Consider the following 15,465-nt stretch of genomic DNA (forward strand, 5'->3'; position numbering starts at 1 on the left):
GGCCGGGGCGGGCGCAGCACGAGGGCGGGTCGTGGCGAGCGCTCGCCGACCAGGTTCGTGATCGTGCCCATGGCGGCGACCAGCCGTTGCTGGTCCTCGTCACCGAGCCGCCCGAGCAGCTCCGCGATCTGGTCGACGGTGCGCTGCTCCAGTGAGTGCTGTGCGGCGCGGCCGGTCTCGGTGAGCCGGATGATCTGACGCCGCCCGTCGCTTTCGGACCGTTCGCGGGCGAGCAGCCCGCGGGTTTCGAGCCTGCCGAGGAGGCGGCTCGCGTAGCCGGCGTCGAGGCCTAGCCCGCGGCGCAGTTCGGTGACCTCGGTGACGCCCTGTTGTTCGAGTTCGTAGAGCACCCTCGCCTCGCTGAGCGAGTACTCGGTGCCGACGAGCCCTTCGTCGAGGACGCCGATCAGCGCGGTGTAGAGCCGGTTGAAGGCCCTGACCTTGGCCACGCGCTCCAGGAGCCGAGGACTGTTCATTGACCACCTCAACAATTTCGTTGACTCAGTCAAAGAGTAGCGCGCCCGTCAAGCTTCCGGGCAAGGATGTTCAAGCCCTGAGCGGGTTTCGTGCCGGAGGCTGGCGGATGTGAACGAGGAAACCACGGAGATGTTGCGACTGCTCGAGGCGGACGGACCGCATCCGGAGTCGCGGGACGAGTTGATGCTCTACGGGCAGTTCGCCGGGAGCTGGCTGGTGCACAACCGGTTCCGGGACGGCGAGGTCTGGCACGAGGAGAACCGCGAGTGGCGGTTCGGCTGGGTGCTGGATGGGCGCGGTGTCCAGGACGTGCTGGCGAACCTCGACGGCTCGGGGGATGTCCTTGCCGCGGCGGGAACCACGGTGCGGGTGTACGACCCGGCGCTGAGTGCGTGGCACGTCCACTGGTTCGGACCGGTCCGGGGCATCTACTGCACGTTGCTCGGCCGCGCCGCCGGGGACGAGATCCACCAGGAGGGAATGCGCTCGGACGGCTTGTCCATCCGGTGGAACTTCACCGACATCACGCCGGAGTCGTTTCGCTGGCTGGGGTTCGTGGCCGAGGGTGACGAGTGGCGTCTGGAGCAGGAGATGCACGCCCGAAGGCGGTGAGGTCCGGACATATGGAAACCCCGTGATGCTGCCAGGTCGGGGGTCCGCCAGCATCACGGGGTCATCAGGAGTATCGCCGGATTCAAGCTTGGCGTTACACCTGAGTTCTCATGTGGTGCACGTCACTCCTGAGTCACTTTATCAGCGCAGTCCGGCGCGATGCGCCTGCGCGATGGCGATCAGTTCCTGACGCATGGTCGGAGTGGCCGCTTCCTCGATCGCCTGGTTCAGTGCTCGCCGCGTCCGGTACTCGCTGCGACGGGCGCGGAACTTGGCGGCAATGGTGGTCATCGGTACTGCATCCCCTCAGGATCCTCGCGGTTGCTGATGACTCCAGTATGCGCCCGAGGAGTCCGGCGGTGCCAACGATTATCCGGTGATCTAGCGCACCTGCCGATGAATCATCGGCAGGTGCTCTGTCTTCCGGACGATGTCGAGCTCTTGGGATAACGCTAGAAACGGCGAGAAAGCCCGATCAGTCGTCGGCGCGGCCGAGCAGGTAGTGGCCGAAGTGGGGCACGGTGAACGCGATCCGCCCCCGCTCGGCCGAGTACACCAGGCCCTTCTTCATCAAGCTGTCCCGTGCGGGCGACAACGAAGACGGCTTCCGGCCAAGGTAGACCGCGATGTCCGAGGTGCCGGCGCCCTCGTCGCGGCCCTGGGTCAGCTCGGCCATGGCGAGCAGGTACTCGCGCTCGGCCGGGGTGGCCCGCTCGTACCGGGAGCCGAAGAAGCCCACCGCGAGTTCCTGCTCGGCTTCCGGGGCGGCGACCCGGACGTCCTCCACCGTGATCGGATCGGCGGGCGCGGCGTCCCAGGCGGCCTTCGCGTAGGCCTGGATGAAGTAGGGGTAACCACCGGAGGCGTCGAAGAGGGCGTCCAGCGCCTCCGGCTCGATCCCCGCCTCCTCGCGTTCGATCGGGGCGAGCACCGCTCGATCGGCGTCCTGCCGGTCGAGCCGGTCGATGCGGGCATAGCGGAACAACCGTTCCGAGTAGGACTTCGACGCGGACAGCACGGCGGGCACGTGCGGCAGGCCGGCGCCGACCACGACCAGCGGCGAGCCGGACTGGGACAGTTCGTGGCAGGCCGCGCACAGCGCCGAGACGTCCGCGGCCTTCAGGTCCTGCATCTCGTCGATCAGGATCACCGCGCCGGTGCCGACGTCGGCGGCCAGCTCCGCGACGTCGGTGAACAGTTCGACGAGGTCGATCTCGATATCGCCCGAATCGGCGCGCCCCTGCGCGGCGGGCACGTCGATGCCCGGTTGCCAGCGGTCGCGCAGTTTCGCGTCGTCCTTGTTCGCGCGCAGGGCGAACGCCTTCAGCACGCCGAGCACTTCCTCCACCCGGTCCGGTGCGCGGTGCCGGACAGCGAGATCGCGGATCGCCCGGTGCAGCGCGGCCGACAGCGGCCGCCGCAGCTCCGCGTCCGGACGGGCTTCGATCTTGCCCGCGCCCCAGCCGTGCCGGATCGCCATCGCCCGCAGCTCACCCAGCAGCACCGTCTTGCCGACGCCTCGCAGGCCGGTGAGGATCAGGCTGCGTTCGGGTCGTCCTCGCGCCACCCGCTGCAGCACCACTTCGAAGGCGTGCAGCTCCCGCTCCCGCCCCGCCAGTTCGGGAGGTCGCTGCCCCGCCCCGGGTGCGAACGGGTTCCGGATCGGGTCCACGGCCAGGACGGTATCGGCCTTTCTAGCAACCGTCCGATATTCGCCCAGAATTCCCTACGGCGTGTCGGCGCCGGTGCGGTGCCTTCACCCCGCCGCCCGACCTCTCGGACTGTCTAGAGCTGTCTAGCTTCAGGGCAATACCGGGATAGATCTTTGAAGAAGCCGCCGAGCGGGTAGCTAGCCGGGAAGGTGTCCGGCAACCGAGGAAGGCGAGGACCGTGATCTTGCGTCGAGTGGCCCGTCCCCTGCTCGCATCGATCTTCATCTACGGCGGGATCGGGGCCCTGCGGCAGGCCGAAGGGCATGCGGAAGTGGCGAAACCCCTGGTGGACAAGACGATCGGGGCCAGGCAGGACAGGCTGCCGCCCGCGGTCTCGACCGATCCGGTCACGCTGGTCCGTGCCGACGCGGCGGTGAAGATCGTCGCGGGCACCCTGTTCGCGTTCGGCAGGGTCCCGCGCCTGTCGGCGCTCGCGCTGGTCGGCAGCCTGGTGCCGACCACAATCGCCGGGCACCCGTTCTGGGAGGCCAAGGACGACAGTGAAAAGCAGCAGCAGCTGATCCACTTCCTGAAGAACGCCGGTCTCGTGGGCGGGCTGCTCATCGCCGCCGCCGACACGGAGGGCAGGCCTTCCCTCGGCTGGCGTGCTCGCCGTGCCGCTGCCAAGGCGAGCAGGCAGGTGCAGAACACGGCCGAGACCGCGCGGGGCAAGCTGCCCGGGTGAAGGGGCCCGGGCAGCTCGCGCCGCGGTTACTTCTCGAGGATCGCGGTGACGCCTTGGCCGCCCGCGGCGCAGATGGAGATCAGGCCGCGGCCGGAGCCCTTCTCGTGCAGCAGCTTCGCCAGGGTGGCCACGATCCGGCCGCCGGTGGCGGCGAAGGGGTGGCCCGCGGCCAGCGAGGAGCCGTTGACGTTGAGCTTCGCCCGGTCGATCGAGCCGAGCGGCGCGTCCAGGCCGAGCTTCTCCTTCGCGAAGGTCGGATCCTCCCAGGCCTTCAGCGTCGCGAGCACCTGGGAGGCGAAGGCCTCGTGGATCTCGTAGAAGTCGAAATCGCCCAGCGCCAGCCCGGCGCGGGCGAGCATCCGCGGCACCGCGTAGGCCGGTGCCATCAGCAGGCCTTCGCGCCCGTGCACGTAGTCGACGGCCGCGGTCTGCGAGAAGGTCAGGTAGGCCAGTACCGGCAGGTTCCGCTCCCGGGCCCACTCCTCGGTGGCCAGCAGCACGGTGGAGGCCCCGTCGGTGAGCGGGGTCGAGTTGCCCGCGGTCATGGTGCCGTCCCGGCCGCCAAAGGCCGGCTTGAGCTTCGCGAGCTTTTCCGCCGTGGAGTCCGGGCGGAGGTTCTGGTCCCGGGACAGCTTGAGGAAGGGCGTGAGCAGGTCGTCGAAGAAGCCGCGGTCGTAGGCGGCGGCGAGCCGCTGGTGGCTGGCCGCCGCCAGCTCGTCCTGCGCCTCGCGCGGGATGCCCCACTCCTTGGCGGTCAGCGCGGCGTGCTCACCCATCGACAGGCCGGTGCGCGGCTCGGCGTTGCGCGGGATCTCCGGGACGATCTGCCCCGGGCGGAGCTTCGTGAGCAGGCGCAGGCGCTCGCCGAGCGACTTCGCGGCGTTGAGCCGGACCAGGATGCGCCGCAGGTCGTCGTTCACCGCGAGCGGCGCGTCGGAGGTGGTGTCCACCCCGCCGGCGATCGCGGAGTCGATCTGCCCGAGGGCGATCTTGTTCGCCACGGTGATGATCGCCTGCAGCCCGGTCCCGCAGGCCATCTGCACGTCGCAGGCCGGGGTCTCGGGGGCCAGCCTGCTGCCGAGCACGCATTCCCTGGCCAGGTTGAAGTCGCGGGCGTGCTTGAGGACCGCACCGGCGGCCACCTCGCCGATCCGCTCGCCCTGCAGCGAAAAGCGGCTGACCAGGCCGTCGACGGCGGCCGTCAGCATGTCCTGGTTGGAGGCACCGGAGTAGGGGCCGTTCGACCGGGCGAACGGGATGCGGTTGCCGCCGATGATCGCGACTTTGCGGACGTCCATGGTTTCCTCCCGCTCGGATGGTGGAACTCGACGGAGAGTGTAACCTACTCGCGAGTAGGTTAGGCTGGTGCAGGACACGAGGAGGGCGACCATGGCGGATCGGTATCAGCAGTTCACCAAGACACCCGTGGGGAAGTTCCTGGTGCCCAAGCTCGGCCTGCCCAATCCCGCCACGTTGCGCCGGTACCGGCCGGGCCAGCCCGCCCTCGATGGTCCCGCACTTCTGGGCGCCGCGCCCGGCGGGCGGCTCGAGAAGACGGTGAGGGGCCAGCTCGGCGAGGCCGGTATCGAAGTGCTCGGTGCCCCCGCCGACCAGCGCTACGGCGCACTCGTCTTCGACGCCACCGGTATCACCGATCCCGCCCAGCTGCGTGAGCTGTACCTGTTCTTCCACCCGGTGATCCGCAAGACCGGTTACTGCGGGCGGGTGCTCGTCCTCGGCACACCGCCCGAACTGGCCGAAGGGCGCGAGCGGATCGCCCAGCGCGCACTGGAGGGCTTTGTGCGCTCGGTCGGCAAGGAACTCAAGCGCGGCGCGACCGCCCAGCTCGTCTACGTCGCGCCGGGCGCGGAGAACGCCACCGAATCCACCTTGCGATTCCTGCTCTCGGCCAAGTCGGCCTTCGTCGACGGCCAGGTGATCCGCATCGGCACCAAGGGCATCCCGGACGTCCCCGCGCCGCAGAGCTGGGAACGGCCACTGGCGGGCAAGGTCGCCCTGGTCACCGGCGCCTCCCGCGGGATCGGCGCGGCGATCGCCGAGGTATTCGCCCGCGACGGCGCACACGTGGTCGCGCTCGACATCCCCGCCCAGGGGGCCGAGCTTTCCGAGGTGGCGAACCGAATCGGGGGCTCCGCACTGCAGCTCGACATCACCGCCGCCGACGCGCCCGCCAAGCTCGCCGGCCACCTGCGCGAGCGCCACGGCGGGGTCGACATCGTGGTGCACAACGCCGGGATCACCCGGGACAAGACCCTCGGCAACCTGAACCAGGGCGGCTGGGACGCGGTGATCACCGTGAACCTCGCCGCGCAGCTGGCGATCAACGACAGGCTGCTGGCGGACAAGGTGCTCCGGGAGAACGGCCGCATCGTCGGCGTGTCCTCGATCGCCGGGATCGCGGGCAACGTCGGCCAGACCAACTACGCCACGAGCAAGGCCGGGGTGATCGGGATGGTCGACGAAAGCGCGCCGAGGCTCGCCGAGTACGGCGCCACGATCAACGCGGTCGCGCCCGGTTTCATCGAGACCAAGATGACCGCCGCCGTCCCGCTGTTCATCCGCGAGGCCGGGCGGCGCCTGTCCAGCCTCGGCCAGGGCGGCCTGCCGGTCGACGTGGCCGAAACGATCGCCTGGTACGCCAACCCCGCTTCCGCCGCGGTCAACGGCAACGTGGTCCGCGTGTGCGGCCAGGCCCTGCTGGGGGCGTGATGAGCACCAAGGAACTGCGCGAGGCACCGCGGCTGCTGCCGCTGTACGCCAAGGCCCTGCTGCCGCATTCCGCCGCGGGCGACACGCTGCCGGACACCGAATACGTGCGTCCCGACCTCGAAATCGACCCGGCGCACCTCGCCGTCTACAACCAGGTGTGCGGGTTCCGGCTGGCCGACGAACTGCCCGTCACCTATCCGCACCTGCTCGCGTTCGGCCTGCAGATGGCACTGATGACCGAGCCGGGCTTCCCGTTCCCCCTGCTCGGCATGGTGCACGTGGCCAACCGCATCACCCAGCACCGCCCGCTCCGGCTGGACGAGCGCTGCACGGTGAGGGTGCGGGCGGAGAACCTCCGCCCGCACGAAAAGGGCAGGCAGTTCGACGTGCTGTCCGAGGTGTCCACCGCGGACGGGGTGGTCTGGAGCGAGGTCAGCACCTATCTGCGGCGGGGCGGCGGTGCTGGCGGTTCGGCACCGAGCCGCCAGCTCGCCCCGCCGTCGCCCACCGCGGTCTGGGGGGTGCCCGGCGATATCGGCCGTCGCTACGCCGAGGTCTCCGGCGACCGCAACCCGATCCATCTGCACCCGCTGACCGCGCGGCTGTTCGGCTTCCGGTCCGCCATCGCGCACGGCATGTGGACCAAGGCCCGCTGCCTCGCCGCCTTCGAGGGTCGCCTGCCCGAGGCCTACACCGTGGACGTGCGGTTCAAGCTGCCCGTCCTGCTGCCGGCGAAGGTCGCGTTCACCTCGTGGCAGACCGGGGACGGCTGGGCCTTCGAGCTGTGGAACGCCAGGAAACCCAAGCCGCATCTGGAGGGCACGATCAGCCGGCCGGGCGCCACACCTGCCCCTCCATCAGGTCGTTGAACCCGAGCCACACCAGGTTCATCAGCCAGGAGGCCAGTACCCCGTCGGACACGTCCGAATGGTCGAGCCACCAGTCCGCGAGGGATTCGGCCGCCCCGACCAGAGACACGGCCAGCGCGGGCCCGGAGAACTCGGCCACCTGGCCGAGGCCCTGCTTCGTGCCCGCGGTGACCACCAGCGCGGCCACGATGTCGATCGCCTTGGTGCGCAGCACGGTGACCTCGTCGGCGAACTGCCCGCCGACGGTGAGGGCCTGCCGGTGCAGCACGGTCCACGAGTCGCGGTACTCGGCGACGAACCGGTAGAACGCCCGCAGCCCGTGCCACAGCTGCATGTCCGGGGGCAGTTCGGTGCGGATGCCCGCACGCACCGCCTCCAGCAGCCTGCCGGCCTCCCGGCGGATGCACTTGGCGAACAGGTCTTCCTTCGCGCCGAGGTAGGAGTAGATCATCGGCTTGGACACGCCCGCGACCTCGGAGATCTCATCCATCGAGGCCGAGTGGTAGCCGTGCCGGGAGAAGACCTCCACCGCCGCGTCCAGGATCTGCCGTTCGCGCACCGCACGGGGTAACCGCCGGGCTCGTCCCGGCGCTTTCACTTCTTCGGTCACACGGAAACGCTACCCCGTACCCTGTGTGCCGGTAGAATCCGATTCGTGCCTTCGGATGTCGTCGACGCACTGGCGCGTCAGATCGATCTGGGCAAACTGACCGCGCACCAGTTCGTCCGGCTACTGGAAACGCTGCATATGCTCGGTGTGGCCGGGGCCGGGGTGGAATTGCGGGGCCTGACCACCGAAACACTCGTCTCGGTGGTCCGGCGCGCCTCGAAGGAGCAGCTCAGGGCGCTGGCGACGCATCCCGAGTTGCGGCACGTGTTCCTGGACGAGGTATTCCGCCGGATGGCTGATCACTTTGTTCCGGAAAAGGCGGCATACGTCTCGATGGTGGTGAGCTGGCGGTTTTCCGGTGGGGTGGGCGAGGGCGGATTCGACCGTTTCCAGACGGTGATCGAGGAGGGCTGCTGTGTCTCCGCCCCCGATCTCGGTCGTGAGCCGGACACCACGATCACCATCGCCGTGGAAGATTTTTTCCGAATAGCCACCGGAAACGCCGCCGTGACGGCCCTGTTCGTCACCGGCAGGGTCCGGGTCAAGGGCGAGTACACCCCCGCGCTGCGCCTGGTGAGCTACTTCGACATCCCCAAACCGGCGGACGCCTGACCCAGCGGCGACTCAGCGCCCCTCGATGACCGGGTGGTTCCCCGGTTCCTGGACGATCTCGCTGTCCACCACGATCGTCCGGCCGCGGCTGTGCACCGCCATCCGCCGTTCCGCCCGGCGCAGCCACAGCCCGCGCACCACGGCCCGGGTGGGCGGCAGCAGCAGGAGCAGGCCCACCACGTCGGAGACGAACCCCGGCACCATGATCAGCAGACCGCCGAAGCCGATCAGCATTCCGTCGGTGACCTCGGCGACGGGAGCCCGGCCGGACCTGGTGGTGGTCATGAAGGCGCGGGCGGCGCGGGCGCCCTCGCGCCGGGCCAGCCAGGATCCGACGAACGCGCCGGCCAGCAGCAGGCCCAGGGTGGCGAGCACACCCAGTGCCGAGCTCACCGCCCAGACGGCGGCCACCTCGGCAACCACATAGAGCAGGAGCACGACAGCCATACCCGTACAACGCGGCACGCCCCTCGTTTGCTCCCCGCAGCGTGAGGGGCCCTTCACGGGAACAAGCGTGATCATCGCCTTCGTTGCAAGCCGATGTGACTTCTGTACGACGGCAGGCCCGCGTGCGCGCGCCCGAACTGTCCGGCGAGCACTGGCTCAACACCGGCGGCGAGCGGCTGACGCTGGCCCGGCTGCGCGGCCGGATCGTGCTGCTGGACTTCTGGACCTCGGGCTGCATCAACTGCCTGCACGTCCTCGACGAGCTGCGCCCGCTGGAAGCCGAGTTCGCCGACGTACTGGTGACCATCGGGGTGCATTCGCCGAAGTTCCTGCACGAGGGCTCCTCCGGTGCGATCGAGGCGGCCGTGCGGCGCTACGAGGTGCACCATCCCGTGGTCAACGATCCCGAGATGGAGACCTGGCAGCAGTACGCGGTGAAGGCGTGGCCGACGCTGGTCGTCGTCGATCCCGAGGGTTACGTCGTGCACGTCGCCGCCGGGGAGGGCCACGCCGAGGCGCTGCGCCGGGTGATCGCCGAGCTGATCGCCGTGCACGAGGCGAAGGGCACGCTCCGCCGCGGTGGCTCACCGTACGTGCCTGCCGAGGAACACGCGGGACGGCTGCGCTTCCCGAGCAAGGCCGTGGCGACCGCCGAGGGGCGGATCCTCGTCGCGGACACCGGGCACCACTCGGTGGTGGAGTTCGCCTCGGACGGCGAGACGGTGATCCGCCGTTTCGGCACCGGTGAGCGGGGCGCGGCCGACGGCGCCTTCGACCGCGCGAGTTTCGCCGAACCCTCCGGACTGGCCCTGCTGCCGCCCGAGATCGCCGAGCGGGCGGGTTACCACCTGCTGGTCGCCGACACCGCCGGTCACCTCCTGCGCGGCATCGACCTGACCACCGGCCGGGTGTCCACTGTGGCCGGTACCGGGCGGCAGTGGCGCAACGGCGGAACCGGCGGTCCGGCGCGGGAAATCGACCTCACCAGCCCGTGGGATGTCGCCTGGTGGGCCCCGGCGGGCGGGGTGGTCGTGGCGATGGCGGGAAACCACACGCTCGGCCTGTTCGATCCGGTCGCCGGGACGATCTCGCGATTCGCGGGCACCACCGTCGAGGGCCTGCGTGACGGCCTGCTGGAGGAGGCGTTCTTCGCCCAGACCTCCGGACTGGCGGCACAGGGCGATCGCCTGTGGCTGGCGGACGCGGAAACCTCCGCCGTGCGGTGGATCGAGCGGGGTGAGGTGCACACGGCGGTGGGCACGGACCTGTTCTCCTTCGGACACCGCGACGGCGACGCCGCCGAGGCCCTGCTGCAGCATCCGCTCGGGGTGGCCGTGCTGCCGGACGGCGCGATCGCGATCGCCGACACCTACAACGGGGCGGTCCGGCGCTACGACCCGCGGACCGGGAAGGTCGCCACGCTCGCCGAGGGGCTGGCCGAACCGTCCGGCCTGCTCGTCACCGGCGAAGCGCTGCTCGTGGTCGAGTCGGCCGCGCACCGCCTGCGTCCCCTGCCACTGACGGAGGACACCGCGCGGCAGGTGGCCGGGGACGCGCACGAGGTGCGACGGCCGCCGAGCGTGCTCGCACCCGGCGAGGTCGAACTCGCCGTGGTGTTCACCCCGCCGCCGGGCGAGAAGCTCGACGACCGGTTCGGCCCTTCGACCCGGCTGGAGGTCCGCGCGTCGCCGCCGGAGCTTCTGCGGGAGGGGGCGGGCACCGGCACCGGCCTGACCCGGAGGATCCGCCTCGCGGACGGGCCCGCGGAAGGGGTGCTCCAGATCGTGGCACAGGCCGCGAGCTGTGATTCCGGCGCCGAACATCCGGTGTGCCGGGTCAGCAGGCAGGACTGGGGCGTCCCCGTCCGGATCGAACCGGGCGGACCGGCGACGCTGCGCCTCATCCTGGCCGGGACGGCGTAAACCCCCGTTCCAGGACGTCCAGCGCCTGGTGCAGGAGGGTGACCAGGCCGGGGTCCTCGCCGGGCTGCCAGCAGGTGACGGCGGTGCGGTGCGCGGCGAAGGCGGCGGCCGCGGTGGTGCGGACGTAGATGTCGTCGTCGGGAAGGCCGGTGCGCGCGGCGAGCCCGGCGACCACGGCCGCTTCGAAGGCCCGGTTGGTGTGGGTCATGCGGGGCACCAGTTCGGGACGCTCGCGCAGGAGCAGCGTCCGTTCGCGGAAGATGTCGCTCTGTGCCACCTGCTCGAGGCGTGCCGCGAACACCGCGCGCAGCGCCTGGAGCGGGCTTTCCGGCGCCGGGCGGTCGATGATCCGCCGCCGCAGTTGTTCGGTGCTGACGTCGAGGAAGAGGGCGGCCTCGTCCTTGGTCTCGAAGTAGTTGAAGAAGGTGCGGGCCGAGACGCCCGCCTTCGCGCAGATGTCCTCGACCGTGACCGCCTGCGGCCCGTGCTCCCGGTAGAGCGTCACCGCGGCGTGCCGCAGCGCGTCGCGCGTGGCTTCCTTCTTGCGTTCCCGCAGGGATGTCATATTTCTTACACTACCTGCATTTTTGCGTTGACTGCAAAAACTGTTAGCGTGGATTCATGGCCCACAAGGCGGATGGTGACACCCTCCGGACCCCCGCGCACACCCTGCGGACCCTCGCCGAGAGTCTCTGGTTTCCGGCGTTCTTCGCGCTGGGCTTCCTCTTCTGCTACCTGCTGCCCTTCCACCAGCCGAGCCCGCACCACGTGAAGATCGCGGTCGCCGGCCCGGCGGCCGTGCAGATCCAGGCCGCTCTCGACAAGGCGAGCCAGGGCGCCTTCGACATCCAGCAGGTCACCACGACCGCCGCGGCCCGCCAGGCGGTGCTCGACCGCGACGTGGTGGCCGGGTTCTCCCCGGTTCCCGGACACCCGGTGCTCTACGTCGCCAAGGCCGAGGGCTACCTGCTCGAATCGGTGGTGAACCAGGCCATCACGCCGATCGCGGCGAAGAGCGGCGGCACGCTCACCGTCACCGACCTCGCGCCCACCGCGAACGGGGACCCCATGGGCACCGGCCTGTTCTACCTGGTACTGGCGTGGACCATCCCCAGCTACATCGTCGTGATGATGCTGCTGCGCGCGGTCACCCTGAGCCGCCGCGCGAAGCTGCTCACCCTCGTCGGCTGGGGAGCCGCCGTCAGCGTGCTCGGCTACCTGGTGGGTCTCGCGCTCGACGTGATCCCGTCCGACCCGGTGACCATCCCCCTCGCGTTCCTGCTCACCCAGGGCGTCGCCCTCACCGCATTCGGGCTGGTGCCCTTCTTCAAACAGTTCGTTCCCGGCGTCGCGGTGGGCCTGTTCGTGCTGCTCAGCATGCCCTCGAGCGGGGGTGCGGTGCCGGTGCAGCTGGTGCCGGGGTTCTTCCGCGCCCTGCATCCCGTCATGCCGATGGGCAACCTGATCGAGGCGCTGCGCGGGGTCTTCTACTTCGACGGCGCCGGAGTCGCCGGTCCGGTGCTCGCGCTCTGCGCCTGGGTGCTGTTCGGCGTGGTGCTCATCGCGGGCCGCGCCTGGTGGCAGCGCAGGCAGGCCGTCACGACCGACGTGGCGCAGCCGCGGGTCGAGGAGCCGCCGGTCGAGGACCCGACGATCGAGATTCCCCGGCCGACCGCGCTGGTCCCGCACCCCCACCACTTCGGGGAACCGGTGCCGATGGTGCGGGGCACGGTGCGGACCGGCGGCGGCAAACGGGTCGCCGGGGCGGTCGTCACGGTCACCGACGGCCGCGGCGGCCAGCTCGTCCGCGCGGTGGCCGACGAGCGCGGCGTCTACGGGGTCACCGGCCTGCCGGAGCAGTTCGTCGACGTGGTGGTGTCCGCGCCCGGGCTGCATTCCGCGGTGCGCCGGATCCCGGTCCGCGAAGGGACCAGCCGGGTCGAGGATTTCGAACTGGCCTCCCGGCGGCCCACGGTCACCGCATCCCCCGGTGCGTAGCATTACCGGCGTGTCGGATGCCAGAAGCGTGCCGGTTGCCGGCGCCAAACTAGAAATCCAGATGCTGCACGATCGGGTGTTGGTGCGGCTGTCCGCCGACGAGGGCGAGCGCCGGAGCAGCGGGGGCATCGTCATTCCCGCGACCGCGCAGGTGGCGCGCCGCCTCGCCTGGGGGCATGTACTCGGTGTGGGCGCTAATGTGCGTACCGTGAAGGTCTCCGACCGTGTGCTGTTCAACCCCGAAGACCAGATGGAGGTCGAGATTCAGGGCGAGGCCTACCTCGTGATGCGGGAGCGCGACATCCACGCGGTGGCCACCGAGCGCACGGAACAGGGGACGGGGTTGTACTTGTAGCGCGGGGAGGCGCGGTGCGGGAGGACGACAACTGGCCGGAAGGGAACCTCGAACGGGTTCCGTTTGCCGAATGCCGCACCGAAGAGTTTCCGCCGGTCACCGAGGAGGCATTGGCCGGCGAACTGCTCGACACCCGCACCGCCCCACCCGCCGGGCCGTCGAAAGGAAAGCGCTACCTCGGCTTCGCGCTGATGGGCATCGGCGGCTTTCTGGTGGTCGGCGCCATCCTCTACACCATCGACCTGGTCCTGAGCGCCGGGCACGTTCCGCGCGGGGTGGCGGTGGCGGGCGTCGAGGTCGGCGGCATGGCACGCGCCGACGCCGAAACCAAGCTGCGCCGGGAACTCGGGCCCCGGCTCGCCCAGCCGGTGCCGGTGCTCGCGGGCGATGTGCGGGCCGCACTCGATCCGGTGAGTTCCGGGCTGAAAGTGGACTGGACGTCCACCCTGGCGCAGGCGGGCAGTCAGCCGCTCGATCCGCTCGACCGGATCAGGTCGTTCTTCGTCCGCCGCGACGTCGGAGTGATCACCAAGACCGATCCAGACGAGTTGAACAAGGCGGTGAGCGCGCTCGCCGCCGACGCACTGAACCACCCGCCCACGGAGGGCGGTATCGGCTTCCGGCCCATCGCCGGTACCGACGGCGGCGTCGCGCCCTACGCGATCGAACCGCGTCCGGGACAGACCGTCACGGACATCCGGGGCGCGGCCAACCTGGTGAAGGCACGCTGGCTCGACAAGACCGGGGTGCGGGTCCCGGTCGAATCGATCCCGGTCAAGGCGACCTCCGAGGGCGTGCACCGCGCGCTGGAAGAGGTGGCCGTTCCCGCCGTGGCGAAACCGCTTACCGTGCGCGGGGACGGAGCGGAGGCGGTGCTGCGGCCGGATTCGATCGCCTCGGCACTGCGGTTCACCGCCCAGGACGGCGGGGAACTCGCCGTGACACTGGAAACCGCCAAGCTGCAGCAGATTCTGCAACCCCGGCTCGCCCCCACCGAGCGGCCGGGCCGGGACGCGCAGATCGTGTTCCCCTCCGGAGTGCCCTTCGTCCAGCCCTCGGAGGACGGGCGCAGGATCGACTGGCCGGGCACCTTCGGCGGGCTGAAGGCCGTGCTGTACCAGCAGAACGGCCGCGAACTGCCGGTGCGTTACCTGACGAGCAAACCGAAACTGAGCACCGACGACGCCACCGCACTGAACGTCAAGGAGGTCGTCGGCGAGTTCACCACGATCGGCCTGGACGGGCCGGCCGCGGCGAACGTGCAGGCGATGGCGGCCAAGGTCAACGGCGCGCTCGTGCGGCCGGGTGAGACGTTCAGCCTGCTCGCCAGGATCGGCGGGTTCGGCCAGGGTTTCGTGCCCGCGCCGGTGGACGAGGACGGCAGCGGCCGGACCGTGCCGGGTGGCGGATCCTCGCAGTTCGCCTCCACCCTGTACAACGCCCTTTACTTCGCCGGGCTGACCGACGCCGGGCACGCCGAGCACACCTCCTACATCGACCGCTACCCGCCCGGCCGCGACGCGATCTTGCTCCGCGACGACGGCTCCCCGGTGGATCTCAAGTTCACGGACAACCTGGCCAGCGGTGTGGTGATCCAAGCGGAGGCATCGGGTTCGGCGGTGACCGTCCGGCTCTGGGGCACCAGGCAGTACCGCGTCGTCGGCAACACCGGTCCGAGCGAGGAGGTCACCCCGCCCACGCTGGAGAACCAGCCGCCCGGTTGCCGGATCTCGGCGGGGGTGTCCGGATTCACCGTCACCGACACGCGTGTCCTCTACGACCTTGCCACCGGGGGCGAGGTCCGCCGCGACACCCGGACGGTCCGTTACGCACCGCGGCCCGCCACGTACTGCTGATCCCCGGCCTCCCCAGCCGCCCCGATCGTGTCAGTGCCCCGGCCTCGCCGACGCTGTTACCGTCGGTTTGTTGATCATCACGTTCCGCTGGGAGGCTGGTTGTGCTGAAAAAGGTGTTGCCCGCGGCGGTGGCCATCGCCTGCGCCGGTTTCACGATGCTGCCGCCGGTCACGGCGGCGGCCGCGACCCCTCCACCGCCGGAGCCGGCACTGGTGCACGCCACCGCGGCGAACGACTGCCGGCTCAACGTGCGCGCCGGGGCGGACGTCGGCTCGACCCTGCTGGGCACACTGACCTGCCTCAACTACACCACCTGCGTGCACGCGGGCGACCTTCCGTGCGGCCCGTACGTCACCGGCGGCGTCTACAGCTGCGTCGGTCCCGACGGCAGGCAGATCACCGACACGCGCTGGGCCGAAGTGGGCTTCCGTGCCCCGGAAAAGTCCTACGTCGCCGTTGCCTGCGCGGCCTTCCGGTAAGAGAAAAGGGCCGTGCCGGCGGGGAAGTGCACCCGCCGGCACGGCCGGGGAAAAAGTTCGCTACCTGGTGATGTTGTGGTGCCGCCTGCCGTACGCGCCAC

The 15,465-nt window shown here is 70.3% G+C and carries 17 protein-coding genes; 10 read left to right on the top strand and 7 right to left on the bottom strand.

Annotated elements, in window-relative coordinates:
• The coding region (locus FNH05_RS14425; protein ID WP_144588371.1) for a MarR family winged helix-turn-helix transcriptional regulator at positions 1–476 on the bottom strand (476 nt) is incomplete at its 3' end.
• A gap of 109 nt (positions 477–585) precedes the next feature.
• Between FNH05_RS14425 and FNH05_RS14430 the strand changes: the two genes are divergently transcribed.
• Positions 586–1,089 carry a hypothetical protein gene (locus tag FNH05_RS14430; protein WP_144588373.1) on the top strand — a complete coding sequence of 168 codons (504 nt, stop codon included), beginning with the start codon at positions 586–588 and terminating at the stop codon, positions 1,087–1,089.
• Between the two features lie 141 nt (positions 1,090–1,230).
• Here the strand turns inward: FNH05_RS14430 and FNH05_RS38065 are convergent, their stop codons facing one another.
• Positions 1,231–1,380 (bottom strand): hypothetical protein, encoded by a 150-nt coding sequence (locus FNH05_RS38065; protein ID WP_186382548.1) that lies wholly within the window; start codon positions 1,378–1,380, stop codon positions 1,231–1,233.
• A 184-nt stretch (positions 1,381–1,564) separates the two neighbouring features.
• Positions 1,565–2,761, bottom strand: coding sequence for an ATP-binding protein (locus tag FNH05_RS14435; RefSeq protein WP_144588375.1), 1,197 nt, complete (start codon positions 2,759–2,761; stop codon positions 1,565–1,567).
• 218 nt (positions 2,762–2,979) lie between these two features.
• Between FNH05_RS14435 and FNH05_RS14440 the strand changes: the two genes are divergently transcribed.
• On the top strand, positions 2,980–3,486 hold the full coding sequence (locus FNH05_RS14440) for a DoxX family protein (protein WP_186382549.1): 507 nt from the start codon (positions 2,980–2,982) through the stop codon (positions 3,484–3,486).
• Between the two features lie 26 nt (positions 3,487–3,512).
• Here FNH05_RS14440 and FNH05_RS14445 read toward each other — a convergent pair whose 3' ends face one another.
• Positions 3,513–4,784, bottom strand: a complete 1,272-nt coding sequence (locus FNH05_RS14445; protein WP_144588377.1) for an acetyl-CoA C-acetyltransferase — start codon at positions 4,782–4,784, stop codon at positions 3,513–3,515.
• Positions 4,785–4,875: 91 nt separating this feature from the next.
• On the opposite strand from FNH05_RS14445, the gene FNH05_RS14450 reads away from it, so the two are divergent.
• Both FNH05_RS14450 and FNH05_RS14455 read left to right on the top strand, forming a co-directional pair.
• Entirely contained in the window at positions 4,876–6,216 is a 1,341-nt protein-coding gene (locus FNH05_RS14450) for a 3-oxoacyl-ACP reductase (protein WP_144588379.1), read from the top strand.
• Positions 6,216–7,085 (top strand): MaoC/PaaZ C-terminal domain-containing protein, encoded by an 870-nt coding sequence (locus FNH05_RS14455; RefSeq protein WP_144588381.1) that lies wholly within the window; start codon positions 6,216–6,218, stop codon positions 7,083–7,085. Before FNH05_RS14450 ends, FNH05_RS14455 begins: the two co-directional genes overlap by 1 nt.
• Here the strand turns inward: FNH05_RS14455 and FNH05_RS14460 are convergent.
• Positions 7,042–7,695, bottom strand: coding sequence for a TetR/AcrR family transcriptional regulator (locus FNH05_RS14460; RefSeq protein WP_144588383.1), 654 nt, complete (start codon positions 7,693–7,695; stop codon positions 7,042–7,044). The two genes, FNH05_RS14455 and FNH05_RS14460, sit on opposite strands and share 44 nt — an antisense overlap.
• 45 nt (positions 7,696–7,740) lie before the next feature.
• Here FNH05_RS14460 and FNH05_RS14465 point away from each other — a divergent pair, with 45 nt between their 5' ends.
• Entirely contained in the window at positions 7,741–8,307 is a 567-nt protein-coding gene (locus FNH05_RS14465) for an SCP2 sterol-binding domain-containing protein (protein ID WP_246127730.1), read from the top strand.
• Positions 8,308–8,319: 12 nt separating this feature from the next.
• On the opposite strand, the gene FNH05_RS14470 is transcribed toward FNH05_RS14465, so the two are convergent.
• Positions 8,320–8,754 carry an FxsA family protein gene (locus tag FNH05_RS14470; protein ID WP_144588385.1) on the bottom strand — a complete coding sequence of 145 codons (435 nt, stop codon included), beginning with the start codon at positions 8,752–8,754 and terminating at the stop codon, positions 8,320–8,322.
• Between the two features lie 122 nt (positions 8,755–8,876).
• Between FNH05_RS14470 and FNH05_RS14475 the strand changes: the two genes are divergently transcribed.
• Positions 8,877–10,676 carry an NHL domain-containing thioredoxin family protein gene (locus FNH05_RS14475; RefSeq protein WP_144588397.1) on the top strand — a complete coding sequence of 600 codons (1,800 nt, stop codon included), beginning with the start codon at positions 8,877–8,879 and terminating at the stop codon, positions 10,674–10,676.
• Here FNH05_RS14475 and FNH05_RS14480 read toward each other — a convergent pair.
• Positions 10,654–11,241: a TetR/AcrR family transcriptional regulator gene (locus tag FNH05_RS14480; RefSeq protein WP_144588387.1), complete on the bottom strand. Its 588-nt coding sequence runs from the start codon at positions 11,239–11,241 to the stop codon at positions 10,654–10,656. The genes FNH05_RS14475 and FNH05_RS14480 overlap by 23 nt on opposite strands.
• 56 nt (positions 11,242–11,297) lie before the next feature.
• On the opposite strand from FNH05_RS14480, the gene FNH05_RS14485 reads away from it, so the two are divergent.
• From FNH05_RS14485 to FNH05_RS14500, 4 genes are all read left to right on the top strand, one after another.
• The gene (locus tag FNH05_RS14485; RefSeq protein WP_144588389.1) at positions 11,298–12,674 is read left to right on the top strand and encodes a carboxypeptidase regulatory-like domain-containing protein; all 1,377 of its coding nucleotides are present in this window, start codon (positions 11,298–11,300) and stop codon (positions 12,672–12,674) included.
• Between the two features lie 61 nt (positions 12,675–12,735).
• Positions 12,736–13,029 carry a GroES family chaperonin gene (locus FNH05_RS14490; protein WP_144588399.1) on the top strand — a complete coding sequence of 98 codons (294 nt, stop codon included), beginning with the start codon at positions 12,736–12,738 and terminating at the stop codon, positions 13,027–13,029.
• A gap of 14 nt (positions 13,030–13,043) precedes the next feature.
• Complete coding sequence (locus tag FNH05_RS14495; RefSeq protein ID WP_144588391.1) at positions 13,044–14,885, top strand: VanW family protein; 1,842 nt, start codon at positions 13,044–13,046, stop codon at positions 14,883–14,885.
• Between the two features lie 101 nt (positions 14,886–14,986).
• Positions 14,987–15,364 carry a hypothetical protein gene (locus FNH05_RS14500; RefSeq protein WP_246127731.1) on the top strand — a complete coding sequence of 126 codons (378 nt, stop codon included), beginning with the start codon at positions 14,987–14,989 and terminating at the stop codon, positions 15,362–15,364.
• Positions 15,365–15,465: the final 101 nt, after the last annotated feature.

The sequence above is a fragment of the Amycolatopsis rhizosphaerae genome (assembly GCF_007713715.1).
GTDB classification, from domain to species: Bacteria; Actinomycetota; Actinomycetes; order Mycobacteriales; family Pseudonocardiaceae; genus Amycolatopsis_E; species Amycolatopsis_E rhizosphaerae.